Origin of the sequence: Candidatus Sysuiplasma acidicola (genome assembly GCA_019721035.1) — an archaeon.
GTDB classification, from domain to species: domain Archaea; phylum Thermoplasmatota; class Thermoplasmata; order Sysuiplasmatales; family Sysuiplasmataceae; genus Sysuiplasma; species Sysuiplasma acidicola.
On the sequence record JAHEAA010000029.1, the window covers coordinates 1 to 13,354 of the forward strand.

The window sequence follows — 13,354 nt, forward strand, 5'->3', positions numbered from 1 at the left end:
AATATCTGGAAACATCTGCTTCCCACCACGAGTCTGGCGCCCACGTACATTCAGTCATCCTGAAATCAATCGGATATACTGAGGAAGAAATAGATGCCCTGGGTGGAATAGAGCAGATTCCTGAAAGCAAAATATCTGAACTCATAAAACAAAAGGTTGTGAGCAACCTGGTGAACAATGGAAACAGGCAGAAAGTTGTTCCGCAGAAGGAAATCGAAAGCTACCTGAAAGAAGGCTGGGAGTTCGTTTCAGTAATTGACCGTGACAAGGCAGTTGTTCGATTGCCCGGGTGAATAATTAAATACTCAACAGGCACATCATTTTTTACGAAAGAACTCTCAGACATCAGGGAGCTTAAGGCAACGGTGCAAAGATACATCGACGATCCCGTGGTACGCGGCTTCGTCCGTGATTTGCCTGACAGACTGTCCAAGTCCAAGACTGCACTGGTCTGCATGTTGGTCCACGCGTCGTTCCACAATGATGAAAGGACCACTTATCAGCTGTTAGATGCTGTCAGGAAAATCGAGTAATGATTTATCCATTCTCCTTTGAACTGAAAGTGTATCGGTTTATTTCACTTGCGATGTTTCGATAGTGTCAGCGTACCAGTTTGGCAACTCCAGGTATCTCGGCACATTCCCCACTTCTGTTCGCCCTGATTGAATTGTAAGTGTCGGTCCAGAATTTGCCAATTTCATCAAAGTAATTTTTTCCAGCAGTATTTGATGGCATCTGTCGCTCAATCGTCCTTCTTTGCCAAGAACAGTCCCGACTGCGGAAACAGCCGGCTTGGCGCCCCTTCATTACGTGCAAGGACAGTGGAGGGCATCACACTGCCGGTCCATTTCGCAGCCGAAATACATGATAAAGCGTAGATGCTGCGGCGCATACTTCAGATTTGTCGAGTCAGATGTAACAGATGTGTTTCCCAACTCCAGGATTGATCAGAGGACTATTTGCGTATCCTCGCTTGAGAATTGCCAGCGATCGTCGCCTTACTCAAAGTGTTTGCAGGAAAATGGTATCCAAACCAAACGGACAAAGCAGAAAAGGTATCCCGCACAAAAACTACAGATGACGGCAGAATCCCTGAGCGGCTATGGGGCCAATGCAGGAGATGCTGGCACTGCTTAACCGATGACGCATGGAAACTTATCAAATGGATGTCTTTCTGACGTTTTCAAATCCCAATAGTGCAACAGCCGCCAATATGAGCATACCGGAGCCCATTAACAGAATTACGATGGGGGGCGATATGAAGCTCATAAGTGCGCCAACAGTCGCTCCTGAAGCAAATGTCACACCTACCAGTGCTGTCTTAAGAGAGCCAAAAATCCTTCCTATCTTCTCTTGAGATGTCCTTTTAAGCATCATGACATTCAATGCGACATTGTTGATCCCCGATATGAACCCAATGAAAAATATGGTTATGGGGATAGGATCGTAGTATTTGAAAAGAGACACGATCGCAATGAGCGAGAAGAGAATTCCCCACAATAAAAGCGAGAGTATAAGGAATGCCCCGCTTAGCCTCTTTAGCCTTCCTGAAACAATACTACCACCGATCGCACCGAGTTGCAGTGAAATGAGCACAATTGAATAATAGAGCACCGGAAGATGGAAGTATAATCTGACCAGAACGGCAAAACCGACGGATATCATGCCGAAGAAGAAATTAGCGAATATGGCCAGGATGACAAGTTCCTTCAGAAATGTATTCGACAGGAGCTCGGCGAAGCCTTCTTTCATCGAATGATAGAAGCGGATAGACTTGGACTGTTTGACTTGAAGCTCATAATGCACCGGGAGAAAAACAGCCCCAGAAAGAAGAAAGAGAAGTATCAGAGCAAATATCGCAGACAGGAAGCCGATATATATAAAATATGCAGATAACAGATATCCAATCAGAATGGCAGAAGATGCTATGGCCCTCCTTACCGCAGAACCTTTCTTTATCTGGTTCCCTCTCAATAGTGATTTGTCAAAAAAAGAGGCTGAAGTGTCCTGGACATCATCGCTCAATCCATACAGAAATGCGGCTGCGAGTATAGAGACGGAGAATAAGAGGTAGAGTTTTGATTCAATGGAGATAATGAGTATGGCGCCTGCAGCCGCCAGTCCGACTACACCCATCAGGAAGACTGCTTTCTTAGCAACAGTTCTGTCGACGAAAGTTCCTGTGAAGAAGCTCAGAAGCAGAGGAATGGAAATGAGCCCTTCTGCAATGCCGGTGAAAAGGGATGAACCAGTGATGGACAGAACCATCCAGGGGAAAAAAACCGAAAAGAGGCCACCACCTACAGCGATGAAGAATTTTGAGGTCGCGAATAACCTGAAACTCAGAGATAGCGGTAATACCTCTTCCTCAACCCGCGCCTCCATGTTTTCACCTGATCCGCAAATGGATAGGAAACTAAAGTCTGTCTTTGAGTCAAGAAGCCTGCGACATTTTCCAATTAGCGTCAAGCCTGACTCTCAAGAATATTGCAAGTTGGTACTGCTTTCATCACGTCTCCCTGGGTCGTCGCCGCGAAAAGAGGGCAACCGCCTCTGCATGATGAGGCAATTGGACACGAATTGCACCTAGGATCTCGGATTGTTCTGAACAATGCTGGTATTTTGTTCCTCCAAATGTCTTCAAGCGATTCATTCTTAATATTCCCAAACACAAAAACAGGATAGTCGTCTAGATATGAGCCTGCTACGTCACACAGTGACACTCTCCCATCGGGATGTACCCAAGTTCTTGAAATGTCACCCTCACAAGGATACGGATCTCCGAATCTCGCATCCCCAACAAACCAATGAGAATTTGCGTAATCAGCGCTCAAGAGGGCGGCATCTTTCCTTAATTTCATCATCGCATCAAGCGGAGGCAGCATATCTTGTGTTGCTCTTCCAAATAATTGAGTGCCAATTGCTCTAACGTCGTAAATGCCCATAGAATAGAGTCGCTCAAAAAGATCCAGTGTAGTTCCCACTGTTTGTTTGGTAATCGTTGCCCTGTTTGTGATGTGAAAACCTTCCTTTTTTAGATTATACCAGCCTTTGAGCATTCGTTCATACATCCCCTTCCTCCCAACAGTTGAATCGTACAATGATGGATCCATTGTGTCGATGCTCATTTGAATCCTGTCTAATCCTGACAGACGCAGATTCTTCGCAACGTTGGAAGTGACGTTTACACCTTTTGTAGAAACCGTTATGTCACGATAGCCTAGTTCAAAAGCTTCCTTTACCATAGTTGTAAGGTACCTGTAATCTATCGGATCCCCACCGCCAATATCCAGTCTTTCTGCCCCTAAATCAGCTGCTTCCCTGAGGACTCTCTTTACGAGGTTGAAGTCCATGGATTTTGGGGGAGTCAGGCTGTCTCCTGCCATCGCAAAACAGCATATACATTTGAGTGAACAGGCATACGACGGAGAAATTCCTAAAGTCATGATCTTCTCTGGTATTAGTGCCCTTTCTGGTCTGATCGATAGGAATTGACTCGGATCAGGTAATGACTTATTGAGTTGAATTCGTTGTGGAAGGGTTATGAGTATTTTATTACTCACAGAAGTCAGAAAAGCATTGACGTCTTCCCTGCATTTTTCTTTATCTTTACCGTAGTTTCTTTCAACTTCAATCACTATGTCTTCTTCCGTTCTACTACCATCACACATTGACAAAACAAAGCTTTCTGTTCCAGTAAGCAACATGTGCATACCGTTACTTCTGTCGAATAACAATCCACCTTGACTCGTTTTAACAAGTTTCACATTAGGTTTAAGCAAAAGACTTCTCATTTTGTACCAATCCACCTTATTTGATTTTCCAAGAAGATATTAGTGACCCCTAAGTCGGGAAACGATTACAGGGGTCACTTTATTAGAATCTGTTTAAATTCCAAAGCAGCATTGCCAAGGGTTCAAGTCGCTTTCTTTCCACCACACATTGTGGTCAAACTTATATTCGGGGGATTTCACCAACCCGGACTTTTCCACCAAGTCACCTCCTTTTGAAACCTTAAGGACAAACCTTTATTTGACATGTTAGACTAACATGTTAGGGTGGGTAAAAAAGGAACGACCTATTTCATCTTTATTCGGTAACGTGAATGTATGATTCCATGCACATGCGGGCCAAACAGCCGTCCTGATGGTGCAGTTACGGCGCGAATCTAGTGTGAAAACAGACAGGAATATGTGTTTCCGCCGTGAGTGCATGATTCAGATCGTGCCTCACGGCTGCCGACTCGCTGTCATGAACCGTATCCCCGGCCCTGTTACGCTGTGATGTATGTCAGGCAGCCGAGATGTTGCCTGACACCGTGCTGTGCCCGAATCGCCGATGCGAACTGGCCGGCGATGAAGGTGAAGTGGCAGGTGCGATCGAATGCCTTCCTGCCCCGTTTCACCGGTCTCGAGTCGAGGAGTGTGTGAGACTTGCTCACACCGAACTGTCCTTCAGTTTTGCCGCTTCGCTCTCCACACTCGTGTTTGAACTCTTCAGGATGGGGAAAAAGTAGTCCATTGTCTACTCTGGTGTGCTTTCATGGCCTTCGAAAACTTGAAATGAAACAACCGATATTGGCATGCGAATCGCTCATCAGTTCCATTTCTGCTTAGATGGCTGTCGGTTGACAGTCTGAATGGTTGCGTCGTGTAGTAGGCTTCAGCTCTTACTTCACATCGTTTATTCGGGATCACATTCACAGGTCTGCGAAATCACAGGCAGCCTCGTGTCCTATCAAGATATCACATCTTATATCTGTGACTACCATTTATGAGGGACGATAAGAAACTATATTTGTCTTATACCGATATATGGTATAAGTCTGGGCGGACCCATCAATCTGCGATTCTCCATCGTTTCTTCTTTGCGGGGTAGTTGGGCGCCACAGAGACGCGTTTGTTTCCAGAGAAACTCATCGAGCACCTTGAGCTAATGCAAGAATCAAGAGTATCTTCCAGGCACAATGGCAGTCCAATTGTGTGCAACGTGTTTCGGATGCCATGACGGGCAAAAAAAACGCGCAATCTTATTAATCAGGAATTGATGTGTGAAACCGGCAACAGAATCAGAGGATAACTGAGCATCATATAATGGCAGAGATGTACGGCACATATTCGGGCAGATACACAGATATGAATTGGACAGGGCTGCTGTAATGTGTTTCCGCACATAAGTTAAACAATGCAACCAGAGGAGGTAAAACTGATGAATGAAAGTGGTTCCGCAGATAAGGGCGACAGGAAAAGGGCAAGAAATATTCAAGAATGGTGGCCAGACAGATTGGACCTAAAGGTTCTTCGGCAAAATTCATCCAAATCCAACCCGATGAGCGGGGATTTTGATTATAGAAAGGAATTCGAGAGCCTGGATTATGCGGCATTGAAGAAGGACATAGCCGAGCTGCTGACCAAGTCGCAGGATTGGTGGCCCGCCGATTTCGGTAACTACGGGCCCCTGTTTATCAGGATGGCATGGCACAGCGCCGGGACATACAGGATCGGTGACGGGAGAGGCGGCGGCGGATCGGCGCAACAGCGCTTTGCACCTATCGACAGCTGGCCTGACAATGTACTGCTGGACAGAGCCAGAAGGCTCATCTGGCCAATTAAGCAGAAATACGGCAGAAAGATCTCATGGGGCGATCTGATCATCCTTACCGCCAATGTGGCGCTGGAGACCATGGGTTTCAAGACCTTTGGATTTGGTGGCGGCAGGGAAGACGTTTACGAACCGGATGAATCGGTCTACTGGGGAAGCGAAGAGCAGTGGCTTGGCGATAAACGCTACACAGGGGATAGAGAACTTGAAAAGCCGCTCGCCGCAGTACAGATGGGACTCATTTATGTCAATCCAGAAGGTCCGAATGGCGTTCCAGATCCTCTTGCAGCAGCAAAGGACATTCGGGAAGCATTTTCCAGAATGGCGATGAACGATGAGGAGACAGTTGCACTCATTGCGGGAGGCCACACCTTCGGAAAGACCCACGGAGCCGGCCCCGTTTCCTACGTCGGTCCGGAACCGGAAGCCGCGCCGATAGAAAATCAGGGAATAGGATGGGTAAGCACATACAGGTCCGGTAAAGGCGGCGACGCCATTGGTGGTGGGCCGGAAGTCATTTGGACAAGAACACCCACAAAGTGGAGCAATAATTTCTTTGAAACACTCTTTGGTTATGAGTGGGAGCTTACAAAGAGTCCTGCTGGTGCGTATCAGTGGGTCGCCAAGGATGGCGCGGGAGCAAATACAGTTCCGGATGCGCACGACCCGAATAAGCGTCACTCACCAACTATGCTCACCACAGATCTTTCACTGCGTTTTGACCCAATTTATGGAAATATCTCCAAGCGTTATTTCGAACATCCGGACGAGTTTGCCGATGCATTTGCAAGAGCATGGTTCAAGCTAACACATCGCGACATGGGGCCGAAGGTGAGATGTCTCGGGCCTGAGGTGCCTGCTGAAGATCTAATATGGCAGGATCCGATTCCGGCGGTTGATCACAAACTGGTGGATGAAAGGGACGTGTCCGAACTTAAGGGTGCCATCCTCAATTCGGGTCTTAGTGCACGTGAGCTTGTGTACACGGCGTGGTCCTCGGCTTCGACATTCAGGGGCGGCGACAAGAGAGGAGGCGCCAACGGTTCACGCATAAGATTCGAGCCGCAGAGAAGCTGGAAATGCAATGAACCGGAACAGTTGAAAAGAGTCCTTGACGTCCTGGAAACAATCAGGGAAGAATTCAACTCCAAGGCAAAAGACGGCAAGAAGATATCACTTGCAGATATCATAGTTCTTGCGGGTAACGCTGCCATAGAGAAGGCTGCCGGTGATGGAGGGTTCAGCATCAAAGTACCGTTCGCCCCGGGAAGGATGGATGCTCTGGAAGAGCAGACTGATGCAGCATCTTTTGCCGTACTGGAGCCCAAAGCTGACGGCTTCCGTAACTACACATTTGATTCCGGAGGAGTGAAGAATGAAGAATTCCTGCTCGTTGACAAGGCACAACTTCTCACCCTCACGGTACCAGAGATGGTTGTTCTGGTTGGAGGAATGAGGGCACTGGATGCGAATTTCGGTCATTCTCCGAATGGCATATTTACAGAGCGTCCCGGTGTGCTTACCAACGACTTCTTCGTCAACCTGCTTGACATGGGTACCACATGGAAAGCGAAGAATGAATCGGGGACTCTTTTCGAAGGGAGGGATGAAAAGACCGGGAAGATCAGGTGGACAGCGAGCCGTGTTGATCTGATTTTTGGGGCACACTCTGAGTTGCGCGCAGTTGCCGAGGTCTACGGAAGCAACGACGGAAAAGAGAAGTTCGTGAAGGATTTTGTGGCAGCTTGGGCCAAGGTAATGAACCTGGACAGGTTCGATCTCAGGCGATAATGCCGGTCGGAACCCAATCACAGAGGGCGTTAATCATTCAAACCTTTTCCATTAAGAATTTTCTGCACATATTTCTCGATCCTCGATTCCCTGGTCTTGGACAATTTGGGCGCAGAAAAGGGGAGAATGTATGCTCTCTGCCGCCCCGGTGTCAATGCCTCGAACGCAGTTTTCAGAGCCGGCAATTCCTGAAGTAATTGTGAAGCAATGAAAATCGTTGTTGTAAACAGTGGGCTCCGTTAGAAAATTTCCACAGTCGATGAAAGAGTTTGTACTCCAATCAATACAATGAACTGCTTCCAAACCCGAAGCATCAACTCTTTGATCTCTGACTCTCGAATGTATACTTCCAGCTTGAAGGAATCACGCCTTCCCTGATATAGTACTTTGACAGCCTTCTGATTTTGGACTCGATAAGTTGCAGACCCCTTGTCGAACTCAAATCGCCTCTGTTCTCACTGATGTGTTGAGCCACCCCTTTTGCCCTTTCAATAAGGGACGAAAGATCTTCCGGAATCGGAGCGGTAATGCCGGCCTCCTCGAGTGTCTGCACTATCGTTTTTCCAGTCAGCAGAAGAACGTTGGGTATGCCATATTGGTCACGTAACGAGAGACCTATCTGTGAAGGTGGTTTTCCGAGCTTCCCCATCTGTATTATAAGTTCTTTGACCTCTTCGGGTTGTGACTGTACCCAGGAAGGGCTAGACGAAACCATGGGTTTCCTTGACGCGGCCTTCCCCTTTCTGCTTGAGTGCATTCTGGACATCTGCATCCTCGGTTATTTGTTGCCATTATGCTACTAATATTTAATCAGTGCGGATGCTAAACATTGCAACCCAGAAAACCGTCCTAACAAACAACAACGTTCGTCCCACAGCCAAAACATGTTATTTTTCGGTTCACAAAGAGTTAAATTGCCATCCCAGTTAACGCTCCCCGATGTCGATCGGTCTTGAATATGAACCAAATGAGGTCAGAAGCAGATTCGAACTTCCCAACGCCAAGCCCATGTACCCCAGAGACATAAACTTCAGAATAATCAACATGAAACTGCAGATAGCAGTCCACATTACAGAAAGAAGCATCAAAGGAAAGGTCGAATACAATCTGGAGAAACTGGATCTCGTCTCGCTCGATGAAATTGTGCTTGATGCAAAGGAACTGGACATAGAGGAAGTAACGTGCCAGGGCAGACAGGCAAAATTCGAGCATGTGGGAGGAAAATTGCACATATCGCCGGGAAAAATTGAGGGAAAAAAGATCGATGTCGGTTTAAAATACAGCGGCAGACCGGAGGCGGGCATCTATTTCGTCACGCCGGATGATGATCATCCCGCGAGAGCACTGCAGGCATGGTCGCAGGGGGAAGATGAATTCTCCAGTTACTGGTTTCCGTGCTTTGACTATCCGAATATGAAGTACACGACTGAAATATGGATAACTGTGGCGCCGGGGCTGATTGCCGTTTCAAATGGCAGACTGTTGAAAACTGTCGAGGACAGGAAATCCGGCATGAAGACATTTGTATGGGGCGAAAGTGCGCCTCATTCCAGTTATCTAAACTCAATTGCCATAGGCGATTTCGCTTTAATAGAGGACAAATGGAAGTCCATACCCGTACAATATTACGTCCAGAAAGGAAGAGAGGAAGAAGCCAGGAGATCGTTCCACAAGACGCCAAAGATGATTGAGCATTTTTCAAAACTCATCGGCGTGGACTATCCGTACGAAAAGTATGCCCAGGTAGCCGCGTCTGAATTCATATGGGGAGGGATGGAAAACATAAGCGCGACCACTCAAACCGACGAAACACTGCATGATGAGAGAGCCGAAACCGATTTTCCAAGTCACGGTCTTGTCGCCCACGAACTAGCACACCAGTGGTTCGGTGACCTGCTTACCACAAAGGACTGGTCTAATGTCTGGCTCAACGAAGGTTTCGCAACATACTTCGATGGATTGTTCAGGGAGCATGATGAAGGGGCAGAGGAATTGGAAATGTTTCTTTATCAGCAGGCAGAGAATTACTTCAAGGAAGACGCGGAAAACTACAGAAGACCGGTTGTGCAGAGAGAATACCTGATACCTACGGAAATGTTCGACAGGACCACCTACCAGAAAGGAGCCCTGGTTCTGCATATGCTCCGGAAGGAACTGGGGGACGAACTTTTTTTCCGATCAATCAACAGATACTGCCAGAATAACATGTACAGAAGTGTCGAAACAGCCGATTTCATCAGATCGATTGAGGATGCCACGGGCAGGAATATGCAGTGGTTCTTCGATAAATGGGTATTTTCGGCAGGATATCCAGAAATAAGAGTGGAATACGAATACAGCTCAAAAACGAAACAGGTTAAGCTGAGCTTCAAACAGATTCAAGAAATAGACGACCTCACACCGGTGTTCAACATCCTGATGACCGTTTCCATCCGCTCGAAGGATGGAAAGAGAAAAAACACCAGGATTCGCCTGAAGGAGAGAGAAGAGAAGTTTGTTTTCGACGTAGAGGATAGACCCTCCTTCGTCAGCATTGATCCGCATAATGAGATACTGAAGAAACTGGAGTATGTCAGACCGCACGAGGATGCGCTGAATCAGCTCAGGACAGGCGAAGCGTTCGAGAAAATACAGGCAGCATTGGAATTGTCGACAGTATCTGCGAAGAAGACGGTTGACGCACTTCAGGCCGAACTCAAGAAGGATAACTTCTGGGGAGTTCATCACGCATGTGCATATTCCCTGGGCAGGCTGAACAGAAAAGACGCCCTCGATGCACTTCATTCTTCGTTGCAGGTGAAGGATACAAGAGCTAGGAAACAGGTTGTGGCGGCGATAGGCAATTACAGGGATTCTTCTTCTGCCGAAATCCTGAGAAAGTGTCTGGAAGACAGAAGCTACGCTGTTGCTTCGGAAGCAGTCACTGCCATTTCAAAATTATATGACTACGACGCCAAACCTGTGCTTCGAAAGGCACTTGGAATGTCATCCCATCTCGATGTCATCAGACAGGCCGCACTGTCCGCTTATGGAGAATGTGGAGGAGAGGAGGACGTGGTTGCGCTTAAGACATACACTCACAGGAGGAACAGCTGGAGGGTGAGGAGTGCAGCACTGCGGGCCATAGCAATGCTCGGCAAAGACGACAGAAAGGTCAGGGAGTTCGTCTATCTCCAGTTGAAGGATGAGAATCTGCGATACAGAGATGCGGCCATAGATGCAGTGCGACTTACAGGAAACCTTGACGGAGTGCCGGAACTCGAGCACCTGATCCGCACTGAAAGAGACGGAAGGTTGAAACGAAAGGCGTACGACGCCGTCGAGTCGATAAGAAGAAAAAAGCCCGGAAATGAGCGGGAGCTGTTGAAGCAGGAAGTAAACAGACTCAGGGGAGAAGTCAGGGAGCTGCGATATCTGGCAGAGTCCCTCGAAGCGAAGATGAGCGGTAAAAGGAAAAAATGATCTATTGAGTTGGCAATGAACGGACAGCCGCACACATGTTTTCCACGTTAATGCAGCACACAAGAGAGAAATTAGATAGGAATTTGTAACAGCATGTGCCTGCTGGTCATAGGTGAGCAGACATGGATGAAAGCACCATAGACGGAATTTTCACGAAGCACAGGACGGTCTCTGTTGTTGGTCTTTCGAAGGATCAGTCGAAGGACAGTTACAAAGTCGCTAAATTTCTCCTGGATCGGGGATTCACAATAGTGCCTGTGAATCCCACAGCAACCGAGATTTTGGGCTTGAAAGCTTATCCGTCCATAACACACCTGCCGGACGAAATCAAGTCACAGTTAGACATAGTTGACATATTCCGCCCCTCCGCCGATGTTCCGCCGATAGTTGACGAAGCGATTGAAATGAAGAAAAAGTTCGGAACGCCGCACGTGATATGGATGCAGCTTGGAATCCGCGATGATAATGCGGCGGCCAGAGCAGAATCTGAGGGCATCGTTGTTGTGATGAATAGATGCATGATGATAGAAGGTGCCAGCAGGAAGGATATGCTCAATTTCAGGTTGTAGTGGCAGCAGATTCTGCCACGCGCCTCGCTTCATCATATATGCTGTTTATCCTGCCCATCTCCGCAGCGGAAAGTAATCTCATACTGCGATCTGAAACAAACAGTTCAATATCTTCGATGCCCGTAAAGGTAGGCAGAACCGACGCAACAGCCTGATTCGAAAGAGAGAAGGAAATTGCGAGTTGTGTCAGCGACATGTCTTTGCTCTCTGCAAGCTCTTTGAGCATGATCGTGTATGGGCGCATGTCCTCCAGCCACTTCTTCAGTCTGTAATTCCTGTGATCGTCAGAGCGGAGTTTCTCTCCTGGATCGTAGCGTTCGTCGAGTGCGCCGGACGCATGAGGTACGCGAACGAGACCGGAAACGCCGTGAGCAGTGCACTCCGAAAACAGTGCGTTCCCGGGATCCTGTTCCAGCGCGTTGTAAACCGTTTGAACTGCACATATTCCCCTTTCGCGTATGGCTTTCAGTCCCTCCTCCTTCCACCCTATCGCCGGGCCGAGCGCGATGCCGTATGAGCGGATTGCATTCTCATCCACAAGGCGATCCAGCTCTTCGAAGAGTTCATCATTTTCGATTGCCGACATCTTTGGATTGTGCAGCTCATAGAGATCGAGGTAATCTGTCTGAAGGTTTGCAAGACTCCGCTTCAGCGATGCTCTGAGATATTCAGGGCTGAATCGCTGGGGGCGTTCGGAATGCATTCCTCCGACACGTTCGGCATCGATGTCGTAGCCGAACTTGGACGATATTACTACATCCTCCCTCCTTCCATGCAGGAATGCGCCGAGTATCCTCTCGCTCTTTCCGTCACCATATACATTTGAAGTGTCAAAGAAGTTGATGCCCGCTTCGAGAGCCGTCTCGAGCATTTTCAACTCCGTTTCCTGACTGTTTTCCGCCCACCAGTTGGTTCCTATCGCCCAGGCGCCGAAACCGATTTCCGATACCCTGAGCGAACTTCTTCCAAGAGGTCTGAGTTTCATGCACGACAATAAAATACCTGAGTACTTATTCCTTGTTCTCGCTGCCTGATAATTCGCGGATTCCGGGAGCACGGAAAAATAGCAGGAAATGTGTTGCAGAGTTCATCTGAAGGAAAGGAAACCGGATTATGGCCGTAACTCTTGAACAGTGCGAATTGCGAATGCGGGGGCATAAGATATGACCGTGTGCGGATTACGATTACGACAGATACTTCGAAACACACCGCGATCAGCAAGAAGTCAATCGTAAGCAATAAATAGTGAATCGAAGTATGGTTCTTTTACTGAACGGATTACCGGCGAGATTGTGAGCTGGCATAATGCCTGCTGTGACGCAAATCCATTCGTAACCGTTCACATATGTGGGGAATCGAGAACCCCGGCTAGCCGTGATCTCTCGATTCTGACGTTGTTGGTTGATGTGAGTGTCTCTTTGCCAATTTATAGTAATATCGGGCGATTGCCCAGCCACACTACGTGTGGCCAGATTCCGGTCGATCCTGCCGGCGGGCACCGCTATTGGAATTCGATTAAGACATGCGAGTCGAGAGGGGTAAGCCCTCGGCGCACGGCTCAGTAACACGCGGATAACCTGCCCTCATGTGGGGGATAATCTCGGGAAACTGAGAATAATACCCCATAGTTCTGGGATGCTGGAACGCACTCAGGACAAAAGCTTCGGCGCCTGAGGATGGGTCTGCGGCCTATCAGGTAGTAGTGGGTGTAACGAACCCACTAGCCTACGACGGGTATGGGCCTCGGGAGAGGAAGCCCAGAGATGGACTCTGAGACACGAGTCCAGGCCCTACGGGGCGCAGCAGTTACGAAAACTTCACAATGTGGGAAACCACGATGAGGGAATTCCAAGTGCTAACGCATTAGCGTTAGCTGTTCTTTTGCCTAAAAAGCAAGAGAAGTAAGGGCCGGGTAAGACGGGTGCCAGCCG

The 13,354-nt window shown here is 48.1% G+C and carries 8 protein-coding genes, 1 rRNA gene and 1 pseudogene; 5 read left to right on the plus strand and 5 right to left on the minus strand.

All coding sequences use genetic code 11. The features are described from left to right. Positions 1-293, plus strand: a 293-nt coding sequence (locus tag KIS30_09725; GenBank protein ID MBX8647015.1) for a hypothetical protein, incomplete at its 5' end; no start/stop codon positions are given. An 865-nt stretch (positions 294-1,158) separates the two neighbouring features. Here KIS30_09725 and KIS30_09730 read toward each other — a convergent pair. After that, on the minus strand, positions 1,159-2,385 hold the full coding sequence (locus KIS30_09730; GenBank protein MBX8647016.1) for an MFS transporter: 1,227 nt from the start codon (positions 2,383-2,385) through the stop codon (positions 1,159-1,161). 80 nt (positions 2,386-2,465) lie between these two features. Next, on the minus strand, positions 2,466-3,794 hold the full coding sequence (locus KIS30_09735) for a PqqD family peptide modification chaperone (protein MBX8647017.1): 1,329 nt from the start codon (positions 3,792-3,794) through the stop codon (positions 2,466-2,468). Between the two features lie 1,414 nt (positions 3,795-5,208). Between KIS30_09735 and katG the strand changes: the two genes are divergently transcribed. After that, complete coding sequence (gene katG / locus KIS30_09740) at positions 5,209-7,392, plus strand: catalase/peroxidase HPI (protein MBX8647018.1); 2,184 nt, start codon at positions 5,209-5,211, stop codon at positions 7,390-7,392. Between the two features lie 29 nt (positions 7,393-7,421). Here katG and KIS30_09745 read toward each other — a convergent pair. Next, positions 7,422-7,580: pseudogene (locus KIS30_09745) on the minus strand (YdeI/OmpD-associated family protein). 125 nt (positions 7,581-7,705) lie between these two features. After that, the gene (locus KIS30_09750; GenBank protein ID MBX8647019.1) at positions 7,706-8,158 is read right to left on the minus strand and encodes a 30S ribosomal protein S15; all 453 of its coding nucleotides are present in this window, start codon (positions 8,156-8,158) and stop codon (positions 7,706-7,708) included. A 173-nt stretch (positions 8,159-8,331) separates the two neighbouring features. Between KIS30_09750 and KIS30_09755 the strand changes: the two genes are divergently transcribed. Continuing rightward, complete coding sequence (locus KIS30_09755) at positions 8,332-10,854, plus strand: HEAT repeat domain-containing protein (GenBank protein MBX8647020.1); 2,523 nt, start codon at positions 8,332-8,334, stop codon at positions 10,852-10,854. 122 nt (positions 10,855-10,976) lie between these two features. Then, positions 10,977-11,423 carry a CoA-binding protein gene (locus KIS30_09760; GenBank protein MBX8647021.1) on the plus strand — a complete coding sequence of 149 codons (447 nt, stop codon included), beginning with the start codon at positions 10,977-10,979 and terminating at the stop codon, positions 11,421-11,423. Here KIS30_09760 and KIS30_09765 read toward each other — a convergent pair. Then, positions 11,413-12,408: an aldo/keto reductase gene (locus tag KIS30_09765; protein ID MBX8647022.1), complete on the minus strand. Its 996-nt coding sequence runs from the start codon at positions 12,406-12,408 to the stop codon at positions 11,413-11,415. The genes KIS30_09760 and KIS30_09765 overlap by 11 nt on opposite strands. A 487-nt stretch (positions 12,409-12,895) precedes the next feature. Here KIS30_09765 and KIS30_09770 point away from each other — a divergent pair. Then, positions 12,896-13,354 (plus strand): 16S ribosomal RNA (locus KIS30_09770); the annotation flags it as partial.

Bases quoted from the DNA above. Each gene is read 5' to 3' on its own strand.
- KIS30_09755 (MBX8647020.1), top strand. From the start codon at position 8,332: ATGTCGATCGGTCTTGAATATGAACCAAATGAGGTCAGAAGCAGATTC.
- katG (MBX8647018.1), top strand. From the start codon at position 5,209: ATGAATGAAAGTGGTTCCGCAGATAAGGGCGACAGGAAAAGGGCAAGA.
- KIS30_09750 (MBX8647019.1), bottom strand. From the start codon at position 8,158: ATGTCCAGAATGCACTCAAGCAGAAAGGGGAAGGCCGCGTCAAGGAAA.
- KIS30_09735 (MBX8647017.1), bottom strand. From the start codon at position 3,794: ATGAGAAGTCTTTTGCTTAAACCTAATGTGAAACTTGTTAAAACGAGT.
- KIS30_09760 (MBX8647021.1), top strand. From the start codon at position 10,977: ATGGATGAAAGCACCATAGACGGAATTTTCACGAAGCACAGGACGGTC.
- KIS30_09730 (MBX8647016.1), bottom strand. From the start codon at position 2,385: ATGGAGGCGCGGGTTGAGGAAGAGGTATTACCGCTATCTCTGAGTTTC.
- KIS30_09765 (MBX8647022.1), bottom strand. From the start codon at position 12,408: ATGAAACTCAGACCTCTTGGAAGAAGTTCGCTCAGGGTATCGGAAATC.